The sequence below is a fragment of the Methylobacterium sp. NPDC080182 genome, assembly GCF_050281105.1.
In the GTDB taxonomy this organism is placed as follows: domain Bacteria; phylum Pseudomonadota; class Alphaproteobacteria; order Rhizobiales; family Beijerinckiaceae; genus Methylobacterium.
Map to the genome: position 1 here is coordinate 281,435 of NZ_JBNNWO010000006.1, position 17,507 is coordinate 298,941.

Below are 17,507 nucleotides of genomic sequence, written 5' to 3' on the forward strand. Positions count from 1 at the left end.
TCCAGCAGCGCCCCGTCCGGGAGCGTGGCGCGACCCTGGGTCGCTTCGCTGCGCTCGCGATGACGGTGGCGGATCCGGGTCGACCTCACACCGCCAGATGGTCGATGACGCGTGCCCGCGCGTCCGGCGCCTGCGCCGGACCGCTGTCGACGATCTCGCCGAGCTTGAGCACCGCGTAGCGGTCGGCGAGCGCCAGCGCGAAGGCGACGTGCTGCTCCACCACCAGCATGGACACGCCCGCGGCCCGCTCGGCCTGGAGCACGCCGCGCAGGCGCTCGACCATGGAGGGCTGCACGCCCTCGGAGATCTCGTCGATCAGTAGGAGGCGCGGGCGCAGCATCAGGGCGCGCCCGAGGATCAGCATCTTCTGCTCGCCGCCCGAGAGGGTGCCGGCCCGCTGGGCCAGCCGATCCTTCAGGAACGGGAAATGGCCGAACAGCCGCTCCAGCGCCTCCGGCAGCATCCGGTCGGAGGGCACCGCGAGGCGCAGGTTGTCGCGGATCGACAGGTCCTGGAACAGGGGCTGCTCCTGCGGCGCGTAGCCGACGCCGAGCGCGTTGAGCTTGGCCGGCGCGAGGCCGGCGAGCGCCTGGCCCCCGACCGTGATGGCGCCGCCGCGCAGGGCCACCATGCCCAGGACGGTCTTGAGCAGCGTGGTCTTGCCCATGCCGTTCTTGCCGAGCAGCGCCACGATCTCCCCCGGCCCGACCGAGAGGGACACGTCCCGCACGATGGCGACGGCGCCGTAGCCGCTCGACACCCCGTCGAGGGCGAGGGCGGCCCCCGCCGGCGCGATCTGCCGTGCTGCCTCACCCATGGGCGCCTCCCGAGTAGATGGTCCGGACCAGTTCGGAGCCCACGACGTCCTCGACCGTGCCGTCCAGGACCAGCCGGCCCTGGTGCAGCACCACGATCCGGGACGAGATCTCGCGCACGAAGTCGAGGTCGTGCTCGACCAGCACGGCGGCGATCCGGCCCTCGGCGGTGAGCGCCTTGAGGACGGTCCCGATGGTGGTGCGCTCGGCCTTGGTCAGGCCGGCGGTGGGCTCGTCGAGCAGGATCAGTCGCGGCTCCAGCGCCACCACCATGGCGAGCTCCAGCGCCTGCTTCTGGCCGTGGGACAGGAGGCGCGTCGGCTGCGTCAGCTGGCGGTCGAGGCCGGTCATGCGCAGGACGTCGAGGGCCGGCTGCGGCAGGCCCAGCGTCTCGGCCCGCCCGACCGGGCTCAGGCCGTCGTGGGACGCCCGGGCGAGGCGGAGGCAGTCGGCCACCGACAGGCTCTCGAACACGCTCGCCACCTGGAACTTGCGCCCGACGCCGAGGCCGACGATCCGGTTCGGCGTCAGCCCGGTGATCGGCGTACCGCCGACGGCGATCGCGCCCTTGAACGGCTCGGTGCCGTCGCTGAGGCAGCGCATCAGCGTGGTCTTGCCGGCGCCGTTGGGCCCGACGAGGCTGACGAGCTCGCCCGCCCGGATCTCGAGGTCGATGCCCTCCAGCACCGTCAGGGCGCCGTAGGCCTTGGCGAGGTTCTCGACCTTGAGGATCGGGGTCCCGGTCGCCTCGGTCCCGGTCACCTCCGGCCCGGCCGCCTCGGTCCCGGCCGCCCGCGCGACGAGGCGCGGCGGCGCCGGCTGCCGCCGGCCCACCGGCAGCGCCCGCCAGAGGCGGCCGACGAGGTCGGCGAGGCCGCCCGGCAGCAGGATGATGATGACCACGAAGGCCGAGCCCAGGAGGAGCTGCCAGAGGAACGGCAGGTCGCCCGAGAGATTCGCCGCGAGGTAGTCGATCGCGACGGTGCCGAGCACCGGGCCGAGCAGCGTGCCGCGGCCGCCGAGCGCCACCCAGATGACCAGCTCGGTGCCGAACAGGAAGCCGGCATTCTCGGGCGCGACCACGCCCGAGGCGTTGGCGAACAGGAAGCCCGCGAGCCCCGCCACCGCGGCGAGGGACGCGGTGAGCCGGATCTGCAGGCGCCGCGGGTTGAGGCCGAGATAGGCGCAGCGCGCCTCGTTGTCCCGGAGCGCCACGAGGGCACGGCCGGCATCGGCCCGGACCAGGATCCAGGCCGCCAGCGTGACGGCGATCAGGAACAGGGCCGCGAGGCGGAAATAGCCCTCGGTCTCGAAGGGCAGCACGTCGAAGCCGACGAGGCCGCTGCTGGAGCCGGTCCATTCCCCGCCCGCGTAGATGAGCTGCACGACGACGATCGGGACGACGAGCGAGATCACCGAGGCGTAGAGCGGGGTCGAGCGGTGGTAGAAGGACAGCCAGCCGACCGCGAGGCCGAGCAGGGCCGGCGCGACGAGCGCCGCCGCGATGGCCGCGGCGATCCCGAGCGGCGTCGCCCCGTAGGCGGCGAGGATCATCGCGGTGGCGTAGGCGCCGATGCCGAAGAACGCCGCCTGGCCGAAGGTCAGGATCCCCGCGAAGCCCCAGAGCAGGTCCACCGTGACGGCCAGCACCGCGTAGATCATCGAGCGGGTCAGGACGTTGACCGCGAAGGTGTCGAGGACGAGCGGCGCGATCCAGAGGGTCAGCGCCGCCAGACCCGCGACCACGAAGGGCGCGGCGCGGGACAGGCGGCGTCCGCGGGGCGCCGCGGCGGCGCGCTCGGTGGCGGGCTCGGTGGCGGGCTCGGTGGCGGGCAGGGTCTCAAGCACGGGAGAAACCTTTCGGGCTGATCCGCAGCACGAGGGCGGCGAGCACCGCGACGGCGATGCTGCCCAGGATCGGGCTCACGAAGGTGCTGATCAGGACCTGCGCGGCCCCGAAGACCAGGCAGGCCGCCGCGAGCGCCAGGTACGAGGCGTCGGCGACCATCACCAGCATGAAGGCGCCGATCAGCCAGGAGACGCCCATGTTGGGGTCGACGCTGGTGAGCGGCGTCAGCAGGACGCCGGCGAGGCCCGCGAAGCCGGCGCCGAGCATGAACACGACGAGGCGCACCCGGCCCGTGTCGATGCCGAGGCTGCGCGCCAGGGTCTCGTTCATGATCACCGCCCGGGCCGAGAGGCCGAGCCGGGTCCGCTCGATGGTGAGCGCGAACAGCGTGCCGATCGCCAGCGCGATGCCGAGCGCCACGAGGCGGTAGGCCGAGTAGTCGACGCCGAGGAACGCGACGGTGCCGGCGTAGAGGTTCGGGGTGAGCTGGACGTCCCGGCCGAAGGCCAGGGTGATGAGCTGCCCGACCACGATGCCGAGCCCCCAGGTGGCGAGGATCGCGTCCAGCGGCCGCCGGTAGAGCGGGCGGATGATGAAGTGCTCGGCCAGTCCGCCGAGCGCCGCGCCGACGACGAAGGCGAGCGGCAGGGCCAGCCACGGGTTGAGCCCGAGCCGGGCGGTCACCACCGCGCAGTAGGCGCCGACCGTCAGCCACGCCCCGTGGGCGAAGTTGATGATCTTGAGCACGCCGAAGATCGCCAGGAGGCCGATCGCGACGATGAACAGGATCGCCGCCGTGGTCAGGATGTCGAGGGTGAGCAGCATCGGGGTTTCCGGGTGCGCGTGTCGTCGCGGGCTGAGGGAGGGATTTGGCGGGTGACGACGGTCCCCTCCCCCTCTGCGGGCTTGCCGAGTCACGTATCGACCACGGCACCGCGGCTTCCGGACCGGGCGCGGGTCCCCTCTCCCGTGCGGGAGAGGGACAGGGTGAGGGGTGTGACCTCTCCGGAGAAGTCTCGTCCAAGACAGCGCGACGACGGCGCGCTCGATCCTGGAGCGTCTAATCCCTCACCCCAACCCTCTCCCGCACGGGAGAGGGGGCACGTGGCGCTCCGTCATCGACGTCGGCGCGAGACGGGTGGATATCGTCGCCCGCCCGGGCGAGGCCTCGTGCCCCGCCCCTCACTGCAGCTTCGGGCACTGCTCGCCGGGATCGACGTCCTTGAAGGTGCCGGCGACCTTCACGGTGCCGTCCTTCTGGATCTGGCCGAGATACATGGTCAGCGGCGCGTGGTGCTGCTTGCTCATGGTGATCGTGCCCCGCGGCCCGGTGAAGCTCACGCTCGGCAGCGCCTCCAGGACCTTGGCGGTCTCGGTCCCGCCCGCCTTCTCGACGGCGGCCTTGTAGAGGTAGATCGCCTCGTATTCCGGCACCGAGAGGTCGTTGGGCGTGCGCAGCTCCGCGCCGAACTTCTTCTGCATCGCCGCCAGGAACGCCTTGTTCTCCGGGCTGTCGATCCCGGTGACGTAGGAGGCCGAGAGGTAGACGCCCTCGGCGTCCGCGCCCATGCTCTTGGCGGTGCCCTCGTCCAGCGCGAGGTTCGCGAAGGGCAGCGACACGCCCGCGCCGCGCAACTGCTTGGTCAGCGTCACGTTCGGCGCGCCGCCCGCCGTCGAGGTGATCAGCGCGTCGGGCTTGGCCTCCTTCAGCTTGGAGATGATCGCCGTCCAGTCGCTGCCGTCCATCGGCAGGTACTCCTCGCCGACCACCTTGCCACCGGTCTTCTCGACGTAGCTCTTGGCGAAGCCCAGCATGCCGCGGCCGAAGGCGTAGTCGCTGCCGATCAGGAAGTAGGTCTTGGCGCCCTTCGCCTTGAAGGCGTCCACCACCGGCGGCACCTGCTGCTCCGGCACCCAGGCGTCCACGAACATGTTCTTGTTGCAGGAATGGCCCTCGTAGAACGAGGTGTAGATGTACGGCACCTTCCCCTTGGTGACGGCGGGCAGGCCGGCGTTGCGGGCCGCGCTCGTCTCCATCGAGATCAGGACGTCGACCTTCTTCTGGTAGATCAGGCTGTCGAAGGCCTTCTGGGCGCCGGCCGCCCCCGAGGCGTCGTCGGCCACCTCCAGGACGAGCTTGCGGCCGAGGACGCCGCCCTTGGCGTTGATCTCCTCCACGGCGAGTTCGGCCGACTGCACCACCGAGGGGGCGACGACGCTGTTGGCGCCCGACAGGCCGATCGGGATGCCGATGACGATCGGCTTGCCGTCGGCGGCCTGCGCGGCCGTGGCGGCCTGCGCGGCGGCGAGGGCGAGCGCCGCGGCGCCGACGAGGGACCATTTCACCATGAACGAACTCCTTGGATGACGACGGTGCGAAGCGGGCTCAGCCGTAGATGTCGGCGCGGCGGTCGCGCAGGAGCGAGTTGAACGCGTTGAGGTCCTTGCGCCCGGCCGCGTCGAGGTCGACCAGCGCCGAGACGGTCTCGGTGCGGTCGCGGCTCGCCGGTCCGGCGAGCGGCCAGCCCTTGGGACCGATGATCAGGCTCTGCCCCTCGAAGGGCTGGCCGCGCTCGATTCCGACCCGGTCGGCGCAGGCGATGAAGATCCCGTTCGAGTGCGCGGCGGCCCGGTGCAGGGTGTTGGCCATGGCGGCCTCGCCCGCGGGCTGGTCGGGCATCGGCACCCAGTTGGTCGGGATGCAGACGATCTCGGCGCCGGCGAGCGCCAGCTGCCGGAAGGTCTCGGGGAACCAGCCGTCGTAGCAGATCGCGACGCCGACCTTGCCGAGCGCCGTGTCGAAGACCGGGAAGCCGAGATCGCCCCTGGCGAAGAACACGTTCTCCTGATCCCAGAGATGCGCCTTGCGGTAGGTGCCGATGTAGCCCTCGGGCCCGACGATCACGGCGGCGTTGTAGAGGGTCTCGCCGGCGGATTCGGCGATCCCCGCCACGATGTGCACGCCGAGTTCCGCGGCGAGCGCCGCCCAGGCGCGGGTGGTCGGGCCGTCCGGCACCGGCTCGGCCAGCGCGGCGGCCTCCGCGGCGGATTCGAACACGTAGCCGGTGCTCGCGAGTTCCGGCAGCACGATCAGCCGGCCGCCCTCGGCGGCGGCCGCGCGGACGAGGTCCGACGCGCGCGCCATATTCGCGTCGACCGCGCCGAATTCCGGCTCGAACTGGATGCACGACACCCGTATCGGCGGGCGCGCGGGATCGTTCGCCTGGACCATGAGAGCTCCGAAACGCAAAAAGCCCCTGGGCGCGGAGACAGATCATCCGCGAACCAGAGGCTTCAAAGCCGTGATGTCGTGCAGCACTGCTGCTGCGGGGCAACCTTGCCCGGTTAGACTACGATACGCACCCCGAAACAGACCGCAAGACCATAAATGCGGCAGGCTGCTGCGATCAAGTCTTTTCCGCCAACGCGATGCGCAGGCCGAGTCCGCTCATCGCCTCGTGGGCCGAGACCACGCTCTCGGCCACGCTCGCCATCGGCACACGGGCGGCGGTGGCCCGGTCCCGGAGCATCTTGTAGGCGGCGTCCTCGTCGATCCGGTTCAGGTCCACGAGCAGCCGGACCGCCTTCTCGACGGTGCGGCGGCCCTTCATGGTCTCCTCCAGCCGGTTGATCTTGCTGGTGAGCCGGCCCTCGTAGCCGCGCCGGTAGCGGGCCAGGGCGAACTGGGTGAGCACGCCCCGCGGGTGGAGCGGCTTGTTGAGCACGCCGTGGGCGTTGACGTCCGCGATCGCCTTGAGCGAGGTCGGGCTCTCGTAGGCCACGATGGCGATGACCGCCGGCTCGATCGCCTCGATCGACGGCAGCAGGTGCATCACCTGGGCGTCGTCGAGCTGGATGAACAGCGTGTCGATGTCGGCCGGCAGGGCGGCGGGCGGCGGCCACGCCAGGGAGACCGCGCAGCCGAGGCGGCGGAGCTGCTCCAGCAAAGCGGCGGCCTCCTCGTCCCGGGGATGGATGACGAGGGCGCGGGCGCGCCGCAGGTCGTCCAGGATCTTGCGGGCGGGGGCGGTCACGCGGCGAGCCCCTCCTCCAGCCAGTTCGTCTCGAACCGGGACCACGCGAGGTACGGGTCGGGCCGCACCGGCCGGCGCGCCCGCCAGACCACGTCGAACTGCCCGTCCGCGCGGGCGACCCCGATGCCGGGGGTGAGCCAGATGTGGCGCGTCTCGCCGTCGAAGGCGAGTTCGCCCTCCGGCGCCGCGAGGCGCTGCCGCAGGGCCGCCGCGCCGAGGCGCTCGGCGTCGAGGGTGCCGGCCTCCGCGAGCGCCCGGGCGAAGAGGTGGACCTGCGCGTAGGCGGTCTCCGACCACATGCTGGTGGGGCGCTCAGGCCCGAACCGGGCCTGGAAGGCGGCGACGAAGCGCCGGTTCTCCTCGCCGGGTAGCGCCCCGAAATACGGCGCCGCGAGGACGTGGCCGGTGCAGTGCTCGGGGCCGATCGCGCGGATCTGGCCCTCCGCCAGGGTGAGGCTGGCGATCGGGCAGCGGGCGCGGTCGATGCCGGACGCGGCGTAGGCGCGGTAGAGCCGCTCGGCGCCGCGCCCCACCACCGTGGAGAAGACCGCGTCCGGGGCGGCGTCGCGGATCGCCGCGATCATGGCGGCGTGGGCCGCGTCGTCCGCGTCGAGGGCCGCGTACAGCTCGCCCGCGATGATCCCGCCCTTCGCCTCGATCAGGTCGCGCATGACCCGGTTCGATTCCCGCGGGTAGATGTAGTCGGAGCCGATCAGGAAGATCCGCGGCCCGTGCTCCTGCATCAGGTAGTCGGCCAATGCGAAGACGTTCTGGTTGAGGGTCGCGCCGGTGTAGATGATGTTCTCCGAGTACTCGAAGCCCTCGTAGATCGACGGGTACCAGAGCAGGCCGTTGTGCCGCTCGACGGTTGAGAGCACCGATTTCCGGCTCGCCGAGAGCGAGCAGCCGAACACCACCTCGACCCCGTCCTCGGCGAGCATCCGCCGGGCCAGAGTGCGGTAGGCGTCGTTGTCGCCGGCGGGGTCGTAGCAGACGGGCTCGATCGGGCGCCCGAGCACGCCGCCGGCCCGGTTGATCTCCTCGATCGCCAGGGCGGTGCCGAGGAAGTGCTCGGTCTCGGTGATGCCGCTCACCCCGCTGCGGGAGAACAGGACGCCGACCCGCCACGTCGCTTCATCCTTGGCCGCCATGGTCCCCCCGGGCTCGCCGCAGGCACCCGGAGGGCTGCGCGCCCCGCTGTCCTAGCCGAGGGAGGACCCGCCGCGAAAGCCGTTCCCCGCGCCGTCGTCCCGGGGCGCCGGGGGCGGACCCGGGACGGAGCGGCTCCGGGGCAGCCCTAGCGCCGCTGCGCCCGGGCCAGGCGCGAGACCAGGATCCCGAGCCCGATCGCCGCGCCGGTCAGCGCGAGCTTCGCCGCCAGCCCGGACCGGTTGTGGGCCAGCTCGGCCCGGGCGCCCATCTCGGCCGGGACGTTGGGGACGCGGCCCCGCGCGAGGTCGTCGACCACGCCCTCGACCACGTTCACCCGGTCGGCGGCCATCAGCATCAGCCAGTGCGCCCACTAGGACTCGCTGTAGCGGAACGCCTGCCGGCGGATGACGCCGCTCACGCCGCGCGGCGGGGTCGACGTGCCGACGACCGCCGGGCGGGCGTTGTACTCGATCGAGGTGAGGACCTCGACACGCGCCCGCTGCTGCGGCGGCCGCGTCCAGTTCATGCCCCGGCTGTCGTCGCGCGCGATGTCGCGCATCGGGTAGGTCGGATCGTTCTGCGGATCCGCGTCGACGCCCCAGCCCGGGACCGTCGACGGATCGATCGGACGGTTTCTCATCGCCCCCTCCTCACGCGCGTGCCGTCGGGGGGACCAGGACCGGCTTGATGCAGCCGTCGAGCTTGGCCGAGAAGAGGTGGTAGGCATCCGCGGCCTCCTCGAGGGGCACCTTGTGGGTGATCAGTTCCTTGGGGTTCAGGCGGCCCGCCTCGATATGGGCGATCAGCTTCGGCAGCAGGCGCTTCACCGAGGCCTGGTTGGCCCGGATGGTGATGCCCTTGTTCAGGACGTTGCCGATCGGGATCAGGTTGCCGGTCGGCCCGTAGACCCCGACGATCGAGACGATCCCGCCCTTCTTGACCGAGTTGATCGCCCAGTGGAGCGCCACCGCCGAGCCGCCCTCGAGCTTCAGCTTGGTCCCCATCAGGGTATGCAGGGCGCTCCCCGCCGCGTCGCCGCCGACCGCGTCGATGCAGACGTCGGCCCCGAGGGAATCGGTGGTCTTCTTCAGGAAGACCACGGGATCCCCGATCGAGCGGAAATTGTAGACCTCGGCGGGACAGTACCGCCGCGCGAAGTCGAGCCGGTACTCGACGTGGTCGATGACGATCACGCGGCCGGCCCCGAACAGCCACGCGCAGCGCGCCGCCATGATGCCGACCGGTCCGGCGCCGAAGACCACGACGGTGTCGCCGCGCTGGATCCCGCCCATCTCGGCCGCCTGATAGCCGGTCGGCACGACGTCGGTGAGCAGCACCGCGTCGTCGAGGTCCATCGTCGCGGGGATCTTGCACGGGCCGACATCGGCGTAGGGCACCCGGACGTACTCGGCCTGGCCGCCGTCGTAGCCGCCGGCGGTGTGCGAGTATCCGTAGATGCCGCCGACCGCGGTCGCCTGCGCGTTCGCCTCGTGACAGTTCCCGAACAGCCCCTGCCTGCAGAAATGGCAGCGGCCGCAGGCGATGTTGAACGGGACCAGCACGTGGTCGCCGACGGCGAGATTGCGCACGCCGTAGCCGACCTCCTCAACAACGCCCGTGAATTCGTGGCCGAACGTCGTGCCGACGCGCGTATCCGGCACCATTCCATGGTACAGGTGAAGATCAGATCCGCAGACGCAGGTTCGCGTAACTCGGATGATCGCATCCTCAACATGCTCGCACACGGGGATCGGCTGGCGATCGACGCGCACGCGGTACGGCCCGCGGTAGTTCATCGCCAGCATGCTGGGGCTCCCTCGTCCACGACCGGGGAACCGCAGGCGGATGCCCAAGTTCCCGGCAGCCGCGGCGGGGCGCGAGGTGACGCGCGGCGGGCGGCCGCCCTCACCCTATGGCCGGCCCTGCCTTCCGCGCCGGGCGGCTCACGAACCGGGAGCCGGCGAGCAGGAAGCGCCAGGGCGTCTCGGCGCCGCGGGTGATGCCGATGCGCCGGTCGCTGACCACGTCGACGCCCCCGGAATCGCCCGCGGCGCGCGGCTCGAACCGGAACGGCGCCCGCGCGAGGGGTGCTCCGTCGAGCGCGTCGGTGACGCCGAGGGCCTGGCAGAGGCGGCCGGGGCCGGCGCAGAGGAGGCGCGGATCCTCCAGGCCGCGGCGCGCCCGCATGGCGGGAAGCCCCTCGGTCGGCGCGAGGGCCCGGAGCAGCACGGCGCTGCCGGGCTCGCAGACGAGGTTCAGGCACCAGTGCATCCCGTAGGACCGGTACACGTAGGCGTGGGCCGGCGGGCCGAACATGCTGGCGTTGCGCCGGGTCGGGCCGCGGAAGCTGTGGGAGGCCGGATCGGTGCTGTCGTAGGCCTCGGTCTCGACGATGATCCCGCCGGCCGCGCCGACGAACAGGCGGGCGCCGATCAGGTCGGAGGCCACCGCGGCGGCGCGGCGGGCGAAGAAGGTGTCCAGCATCGGGGCTCCGGCGCGGGCGGCCCCGCGCGATCCGCGTCGCCGGGATCCGGCGAAACGCGGGCGATTAGAAATAAATCGGACGCAACGGAAGTCTTGCTGGTACGAGGGGCCCGTGAATGGCGGGCCCAGAACCGATCCCCTCGGACCTCCAGCATGGTGCGCACAGCCTCGATCGCGACGCTCCGGTCCGCCGAGTCGAGCGCGCAACCCCGATCGGCCCCGCGCGCCGCGCGGCTCCGCCTGAACCTGCGGCGCCTCCGGCTGGCCAGCGGCCTGATCCTGTTCGGCTACGTGCTGACCCACCTGCTGAACCACGCCCTGGGCAACGTCTCCCTCGACGCCATGGAGGACGGCCTCGACCTCGTCACGGCCGTCTGGCTCAACCCCGTCGGCCTGACGCTGCTCTACGGCGCCCTGGTGGTCCACCTGCTGCTCGGGCTCCAGGCCCTCTACGCGGCCCGCTTCTTCCACTGGCGGCCGTCCGAGACCCTGCAGCTGGTCTCGGGCCTGCTGATCCCGCCGCTGCTCATCAGCCACATCGTCGGGACCCGGGTCTCCTTCGTCACCGAGGGGCTCGACAAGGGCTACGCGCAGGAACTCTACGCCTTCTGGATCGCCTCGCCGATCCTCGGCCTGATGCAGGTCACGGTCCTGGTCGTCGCCTGGATCCACGGCTGCATGGGCCTGTATTTCTGGCTGCGGCTGAAGCCCGGCTTCGACCGCATGGCGCCCTGGCTGCTGGCGCTCGCGGTGCTGGTGCCGGTCCTGTCGCTGCTGGGCTTCGCGCAGGGCGGCCGGATGGTCATGACCCTGGCGCAGGATCCGGCGTGGCGCGCGGCGGCGCTCCAGCCGGTCCATGTCGGGCTGCCCGACCAAGTGGCGCGGCTCGCCGCCGTCCGGGACGGGCTGCTCGGGACCTACGCGGGCCTCGTGGCGGCGGTGATCGCGGCCCGCGGCGCGCGGACGCTCGCCGAGATCAAGCGCGGCACGATCCGGCTCAGCTACCCGGACGGACGGGTGGTGCGGGTACCCCGCGGCACGAGCGTGCTGGAGGCGAGCCGGCGCAACCGGATCCCCCACGCCAGCGTCTGCGGCGGCCGCGGCCGGTGCTCGACCTGCCGGATCCGGGTGACGGACGGCAGCGACGGGGCGCCGGCGCCCGGCCGCACCGAGCGGGCGGTGCTGGAGCGCATCGCGGCCGGCCCGGGGGTGCGCCTCGCCTGCCAGTTCCGGCCGGAGACCGACATGGCCGTGGTGCCGCTGCTGCCGCCGCAGCCGCGGATGCGCCAGGCCGACCTGCTCGACCGGGCGCAGTCGGGCGAGGAGCGCTTCATCGTGGCGATGTTCGTCGACCTGCGCGGCTCGACGCGGCTCGCCGAGGAGCGCCTGCCCTACGACACGGTGTTCATCATCAACCGCTTCCTCGGCGCGGTCGGCGACGCCGTGCGCGAGGCCGGCGGCTCGACCAACCAGTTCCTCGGCGACGGCCTGCTGGCCCTGTTCGGCCTGGAGACGGAGGCCGAGGCGGCCGCCCGGGAGGCCCTGAAGGCGATCGACCTCATCGCCGAGTCGGTCGACACGCTGAACGGGCTCCTGGCGGCCGACTTGGAGCACACCCTCCGGTACGGGATCGGCGTGCATGCCGGCCCGGCGATCGTCGGCGAGATGGGCGACGCCACCGATGCCCGGTTCACGGCGCTCGGCGACACCGTCAACGTCGCGGCCCGGCTCCAGGGCCTGACCAAGGTCCTCGGCTGCGTGGCGGTGGTGTCGGAGGCGGTCTACGCGGCGGCCCGCGTGGCGCCGGCGGAGATCCGGGACGTGGCGGTGGACGGCCGGTCCGAGGCCGTCCGGGTCAGCACCCTCGGAAACGCCTGACGCGAACGTCGTTGCGAGCGGAGCGAAGCAATCCAGAGTTGTACCGCGGTTCTCGGCGTCGCGCATCCCCGGGTCGCTTCGCTGCGCGCGCGATGACGGGTGATCCGAGCGGACGGCGCGCCTCAGGCCCGCTGCCGGTGCGCCGCCCCGAGGCGCGGCGCCAGGGCCAGCATCAGCGGCACCACGGCGAGCGCCGTCCCGGCCGCCGCCACGGCCGCCCAGTGCGGGCCGGCCGCGTCGCCGAGCCGCCCGTAGAGCAGCGGTGCCGCCAGCGCGCTGCCGCCGAGCGTCCAGGTGTAGAACACCGCGAAGGCCCGCTCGACCCGGCCGCCGGGCGCCAGCTCCGGGACGGTCCCGTAGAGGACCGACGAGGTGCCGTTCAGCATCACGCCGAGCAGCGGCAGCAGGATCAGCCCGGGAGCCAGCGGCAGCACGATCACCGCCAGGATCGCCAGTGCCGTCCCGGTCTCGGTGAGGATCACGGTCCGGGTCACGCCGAGGCGTTCCCCGAGGCGCCCGCAGACCGCCTTGCCGAGCGCGCCGCCGACGAAGACCAGCGACAGGGCGAGGCCCACCGTGGTCAGCGCCGCGCCCTTCTCCTGCAGCAGGAACGGCAGGTAGAGCAGGAAGGCCGGCCGCGCGGCGTTGTCGAGCATGCCGATGGCGACGAGCAGCCGGAAGCCCGTGCCGCTCCCCGACCCGGTCGCAGACGGATGGGGCGCCGGACGCGCAGCGGCGCCGCCGCTGCGTGACGCCGGCTCACGCGGCAGCAGGCGCGCGACCGCGAGCGCGACCACGATCCCGGCGCCGGCGATCACCCAGAGCGCGTGCCGCCAGCCCGTCAGGGTCAGCAGCAGGCCGACCAGGGGCGGGACCGCCGCCTTCCCGAGATCGCCGGTGAAATTGTAGGTGCCGAGCGGGCCGCGGGCCCCGGGCCCGTAGGCCCGGGCGATCACCGCGGACGCCAGGGGATGCTGGGTGCTGCTGCCGGCGCCGCCGAGCAGGAGCCCGATCCCGAGCCCGACGAGGCCGCCCGAGGCGCCGGCGATCGCGTAGCCGGCCGCGCTGAGCACGGTGCCGAGCACCAGCACGGTGCGGGCACCCCAGGCCTGGGCGAGGCGGCTCGCCGGCATCTGCAGCGCCGCCAGGGCGCCGTTGTAGAGGGAGCGCAGGAACGCTAGGGCGACGTAGTCGAGGCCGAACTCCGCCTGCCAGACCGGCAGCAGCACGTAGATCAGGTCCGTGTAGCCGTCGTGCAGCGCGTGGTTCACGCCGGTGGCCACCAGCGTGCGCCGGGCGTCCGGCAGGGACGCGGCCCGGGAGGACGCGGTTTCGGAAGACGCGGTTTCGGAAGACGCGGTCAGATCGGACGCGACGGACATCCAGCCATCCTTCGTGGTGCGGCATCAGGATGGCGCCCTGGCCCGGAGCTGACAAACGACTTATGCTGACGCTCGCGTGAGGAAACCTGACCCATGCACCGTCGCCTGCCGCCGCTCAACGCCGTGAAGGCCTTCGAGGCGGCCGCGCGGCACGGGAGCTTCACCCGCGCGGCGGACGAGCTGCGGGTCACCCACGGGGCGGTGAGCCGGCACGTCCAGGCGCTGGAGGGCTGGCTCGGGCTGCCGCTGTTCGAGCGCCACAACCGCCGCGTGGTCCTCACCGAGGCCGGCACGGCCTACGCCACCGAGATCGGCGCCGCCCTCGACCGCATCGCCCTGGCCACCGCCCGGCAGGCCGAGCGCGGACGGCCGCGCCTGCTGCACGTGAACGCGCTGGCGACCTTCACACTCCGCTGGCTGATCCCGCGCCTGTCGGGCTTCCAGCGGGCCAACCCGTCGATCGAGGTGCGGCTGACCACTTCGAACGTGCCCCTCGCCAGCTTGGCGGAGCCGTTCGACGTGGCGATCCGGGGCGGGCCGGACAGCCGGCCGGGCCACCGCGCGGAGCCGTTCCTGTCCGAGCGGCGCATCCCGGTCTGCAGCCCGGACCTGCTGCGCCGGCTGCCGCTCCGGGTGCCGGAGGATCTCCGGCAGCACACGCTGCTGCACGCCGCGACGCTGCCGCGGGTCTGGCCCGACTGGCTGCGGGCGGCGGGCGTCCCGGACCTGGCGCCGCGGGCCACGGTGACGCTGGAGCACTTCTACCTGACCCTCCAGGCCGCCCTCGACGGGCTCGGCGTCGCCATGGGGCCCGAGCGGCTGATCGCCGACGACGTCGCGGCCGGCCGCCTGACCCTGCCCTTCCCGGGCCCCGCCCTGCCCGCGCGGAGCTACTACACCTACGTCCCCGAGCCGCGGGCGGAGGATCCGGCGGTCCGGGCCTTCTGCGGCTGGCTCGCCGAGGCGGCGCGGCATCCGTAACGCTCCGTCATCGCGAGCGCAGCGAAGCGACCCAGGGCTGCGCGCCTTCCGTCCGGAGGGCACCGACTGGATTGCTTCGCTGCGCTCCCAAAGACGGCGGAGACGCGCATCAGGGATGGCGTGCCGCCTCCGTCCGGCGCATGGATCGGATCCGGAACGCCCCCGACCGCGTCGGGGTTGGCGTCAGACGCTTCTGCCGAAGGTGACCGCATGGCGCGCAAGCGTCTCCGCCCGACGATCGAGAGCCTGATCGAGTCCCTGGGGCGGCTCGGCGTCGCCCCGGAGGCGGTCGACCTCGACCGGCTGCTCGCCCAGCTCGACCTGCCCGATTACGGCGCCGAGGTCGACGATGACCGCGTCGCCCGGGCGCTCCGGGAGATGCGGGCGGCCCGGGCCTTCGCGGAGACCGGAATCCCGGCGATCCGGAAGGCGATCCCCAATCTCCGGGCCGTGGTCACCAAGGACCACCGCATCACCTGGCTGATCCGCACCGAGATCCCGCTCCTCGACAACGGCCGCCTGGACCTGCGCCTCGACGTGGCCCCCGAGCCGGAGGCGGCCGAGATCCTCGCCCGCATGGCCGCCCGGAACGACCCGACGCACCGCCTGGAGGCCCTGCGCGACGCCGTGGCGCGCACGGCCCTCCAGGCGACCCGCGCCCTGCACAAGCCGGTCGACCGGCTGCGGGCGCAGCTCCTCGTCGACCTGCGCGAGGTCGGGGCGGACGCCGCCGCCTACATCGCCCACATGGACCGCTCGCTCCGGTCGCGGGTCTTCACGTACGGCCCGAAGCTCGCCCGCGGCCTCAACGACACGCTCACCCCCGTCCGCCGCCACGCCAAGGCGGTGGCGCGCGAGGGCTCGCGCCTGCGGCGGCTGCGCGATCAGGTCGGCTTCGGCGCCTATATCGAGCGGTTCACCGCCGCCCGGCGCCTCGACCGGAAGATCGTGTTCCACATGGGGCCGACCAATTCCGGCAAGACCTACGCGGCGCTGCAGCACCTGAGCGCGGCCGAGACCGGGGCCTACCTCGCGCCGCTCCGGCTGCTGGCGCTGGAGAACTACGAGACCCTGCGCGAGCGTGGCCTACGCGCCGGCATGGTCACCGGGGAGGAGGTGCTGGGCGATACGAACCCGACCCACATCGCCCGCACGATCGAGACCGCCGACCTGACCCGGCCGATCGACGTGGCGGTGATCGACGAGATCCAGATGCTGTCGGACCCCGACCGCGGCTGGGCCTGGACCAACGCGCTGTTCGGCGTCGCCGCCAGGACCGTGATCGTCTGCGGCTCGGACGACGCCCTGTCCTATGTCCGCCGCGCCGCCGAGGCCGCCAACGAGTCCCTGGAGGTGATCCCCTTCACCCGCAAGTCGCCGCTCCTGCTGCTGGAGGAGCCGGTGCCGCTGGAGAAGGTCGAGGCCGGGGACGCGGTGGTCGCCTTCTCGCGCCGGGCCGTGCACGAGAATCGCGAGGTCCTCGTCGCCCGCGGTCACCGGGTCGCGACGATCTACGGCGCCCTGTCGCCGGAGGTCCGCCGGGCCGAGGCCGCGCGCTTCCGCAGCGGGGAGGCCAACGTGCTGGTGACCACCGACGCGATCGGCATGGGGCTCAATCTCGGCCCGCTGAAGCGGATCGTGTTCTCGGCGGTGCGCAAGTGGGACGGGACCGCCGAGCGGGCGCTGACCCATTCCGAGATCCGGCAGATCGCCGGCCGGGCCGGCCGCTACGGCCACCAGGATGTCGGCTACGTGGCGGCGACCGACCCGTACGCCGCCGAGCCGATCCGCACCGCCCTCTCGGGTGCCCCGACGGCGCCGGCCGCCGACACGCGCTTCTTCGTCCGCCCGGATCTCGGGGCGATCCGCTCGGTGGCCGAGGAGATGCGCACGCACAGCCTGCACGAGGTGCTGACCCACTTCGCCCGGGCGACCTTCTACGCGGGCTCGCCGTTCCAGCCCTCAGCCCTGGAGGAGGTGCTGGAGGTCGCCCGGATCGTCGACCGGGCGCGGCTGCCGATCGAGGAGAAGTTCGCCTTCTCGGTCTGCCCGATCGACCGGCGCGATGAGATCGCCATGGGGCTGCTGGAGCGCTGGTGCCAGGCGCGCGCCGCCGGCCTCACGGTCCCGGCTCTGCGCGGCAACCTCTCGGGCGCGCTCGACTACCAGGAGCGGACCGTGAAGCTCGCCAGCGCCTATCTGTGGCTGTCGCGGCGCTTCCCCGAGACTTTTGACGACGTGGACGCCATCCGCCACATGCGCGGCCGCGCCAACGACGCCATTGAGCAGCACCTGCGGGAGACAGCGACCCGGAAGGCGGAGCGGCGCAGCCGGCGACCTGTCGGGGCGCGGTGAGACGCGGCATCGGGCCATGAAAAAAGCCCGCTGCGCGTTCGGCGCAGCGGGCTTTCTCGGATGACGTTGGTTGCGGGGACAGGATTTGAACCTGTGACCTTCAGGTTATGAGCCTGACGAGCTACCGGGCTGCTCCACCCCGCGCCAAGTCTGTGCGGCTGGTCCGGGTCGACGCGGGCTCTGTGTGAGCGTGCGCCGTGTCCGGGGGCCGGATCGGTGTTCGTGTCGAGGGAATGATGATTGCGATGGGCGGGTCTGGCGGCGACCGACTCTCCCGTGTCTTGAGACACAGTACCATGGGCGCTGGCGTGTTTAACGGCCGAGTTCGAGATGGGATCGGGTTCTGGGCACGCCGCTCAGGCCACCAGACCGGCGCATCGCAATTCGTTTCGGACCTGGCCGTCGCGGGTTGCGAGGCGCGTGTGTCCGGTTCGGCAAGCATGTTGGTGGCAGCGTCTGCTGCTGGTCTGTTTATGACCGTATCTCTGGCTTCGCCAGCCTTTGCGGCTGCCGAACCAGTCCGGACACGGATCACGAGAGCGATCAAGCCAATCGGGCGATTAGTACCGGTCGGCTC

The 17,507-nt window shown here is 72.4% G+C and carries 15 protein-coding genes, 1 tRNA gene and 1 rRNA gene; 3 read left to right on the forward strand and 14 right to left on the reverse strand.

The genetic code is table 11. The features are described from left to right. Nucleotides 1-85: 85 nt before the first annotated feature. The 11 genes from ACQKQD_RS13530 to ACQKQD_RS13580 form a co-directional block, all read right to left on the reverse strand. A complete protein-coding gene (locus tag ACQKQD_RS13530; RefSeq protein ID WP_427508596.1) occupies nt 86-817 on the reverse strand; it encodes an ABC transporter ATP-binding protein in 732 nt (243 codons plus the stop codon). Beyond that, complete coding sequence (locus ACQKQD_RS13535) at nt 810-2,651, reverse strand: ABC transporter permease subunit (RefSeq protein WP_427508610.1); 1,842 nt, start codon at nt 2,649-2,651, stop codon at nt 810-812. The genes ACQKQD_RS13530 and ACQKQD_RS13535 overlap by 8 nt, the downstream gene beginning before the upstream one ends. Nucleotides 2,652-2,655: 4 nt before the next feature. Next, complete coding sequence (locus ACQKQD_RS13540; RefSeq protein ID WP_020096060.1) at nt 2,656-3,489, reverse strand: branched-chain amino acid ABC transporter permease; 834 nt, start codon at nt 3,487-3,489, stop codon at nt 2,656-2,658. A 357-nt stretch (nt 3,490-3,846) separates the two neighbouring features. Beyond that, on the reverse strand, nt 3,847-5,013 hold the full coding sequence (locus ACQKQD_RS13545; protein ID WP_132368915.1) for a substrate-binding protein: 1,167 nt from the start codon (nt 5,011-5,013) through the stop codon (nt 3,847-3,849). A gap of 37 nt (nt 5,014-5,050) precedes the next feature. Further along, the gene (locus tag ACQKQD_RS13550) at nt 5,051-5,896 is read right to left on the reverse strand and encodes a nitrilase family protein (RefSeq protein ID WP_100253383.1); all 846 of its coding nucleotides are present in this window, start codon (nt 5,894-5,896) and stop codon (nt 5,051-5,053) included. A gap of 175 nt (nt 5,897-6,071) precedes the next feature. Then, nucleotides 6,072-6,698, reverse strand: a complete 627-nt coding sequence (locus ACQKQD_RS13555) for an ANTAR domain-containing response regulator (protein WP_020096063.1) — start codon at nt 6,696-6,698, stop codon at nt 6,072-6,074. Next, nucleotides 6,695-7,849, reverse strand: a complete 1,155-nt coding sequence (locus ACQKQD_RS13560) for a transporter substrate-binding domain-containing protein (RefSeq protein ID WP_427508597.1) — start codon at nt 7,847-7,849, stop codon at nt 6,695-6,697. The genes ACQKQD_RS13555 and ACQKQD_RS13560 overlap by 4 nt, the downstream gene beginning before the upstream one ends. Before the next feature lie 146 nt (nt 7,850-7,995). Next, nucleotides 7,996-8,205, reverse strand: a complete 210-nt coding sequence (locus ACQKQD_RS13565; RefSeq protein WP_427508598.1) for a hypothetical protein — start codon at nt 8,203-8,205, stop codon at nt 7,996-7,998. A gap of 15 nt (nt 8,206-8,220) precedes the next feature. Next, a complete protein-coding gene (locus tag ACQKQD_RS13570) occupies nt 8,221-8,490 on the reverse strand; it encodes a hypothetical protein (RefSeq protein WP_427508599.1) in 270 nt (89 codons plus the stop codon). Between the two features lie 10 nt (nt 8,491-8,500). Then, complete coding sequence (locus ACQKQD_RS13575) at nt 8,501-9,655, reverse strand: zinc-dependent alcohol dehydrogenase (protein ID WP_427508600.1); 1,155 nt, start codon at nt 9,653-9,655, stop codon at nt 8,501-8,503. Between the two features lie 100 nt (nt 9,656-9,755). Then, entirely contained in the window at nt 9,756-10,334 is a 579-nt protein-coding gene (locus ACQKQD_RS13580) for a DNA-3-methyladenine glycosylase (RefSeq protein ID WP_427508601.1), read from the reverse strand. Between the two features lie 153 nt (nt 10,335-10,487). Between ACQKQD_RS13580 and ACQKQD_RS13585 the strand changes: the two genes are divergently transcribed. Continuing rightward, nucleotides 10,488-12,212, forward strand: coding sequence for an adenylate/guanylate cyclase domain-containing protein (locus ACQKQD_RS13585; protein ID WP_427508602.1), 1,725 nt, complete (start codon nt 10,488-10,490; stop codon nt 12,210-12,212). Between the two features lie 122 nt (nt 12,213-12,334). Here the strand turns inward: ACQKQD_RS13585 and ACQKQD_RS13590 are convergent, their stop codons facing one another. Further along, on the reverse strand, nt 12,335-13,594 hold the full coding sequence (locus tag ACQKQD_RS13590; RefSeq protein ID WP_427508603.1) for an MFS transporter: 1,260 nt from the start codon (nt 13,592-13,594) through the stop codon (nt 12,335-12,337). 93 nt (nt 13,595-13,687) lie between these two features. On the opposite strand from ACQKQD_RS13590, the gene gcvA reads away from it, so the two are divergent. After that, nucleotides 13,688-14,575, forward strand: coding sequence for a transcriptional regulator GcvA (gene gcvA / locus ACQKQD_RS13595; RefSeq protein WP_427508604.1), 888 nt, complete (start codon nt 13,688-13,690; stop codon nt 14,573-14,575). Between the two features lie 210 nt (nt 14,576-14,785). Next, nucleotides 14,786-16,930 (forward strand): helicase-related protein, encoded by a 2,145-nt coding sequence (locus tag ACQKQD_RS13600; protein WP_427508605.1) that lies wholly within the window; start codon nt 14,786-14,788, stop codon nt 16,928-16,930. 67 nt (nt 16,931-16,997) lie between these two features. On the opposite strand, the gene ACQKQD_RS13605 is transcribed toward ACQKQD_RS13600, so the two are convergent. Both ACQKQD_RS13605 and rrf read right to left on the reverse strand, forming a co-directional pair. Continuing rightward, nucleotides 16,998-17,074: transfer RNA gene (locus ACQKQD_RS13605), tRNA-Met, on the reverse strand. 109 nt (nt 17,075-17,183) lie between these two features. Next, nucleotides 17,184-17,299 (reverse strand): 5S ribosomal RNA (gene rrf / locus ACQKQD_RS13610). Between the last annotated feature and the right edge of the window lie 208 nt (nt 17,300-17,507).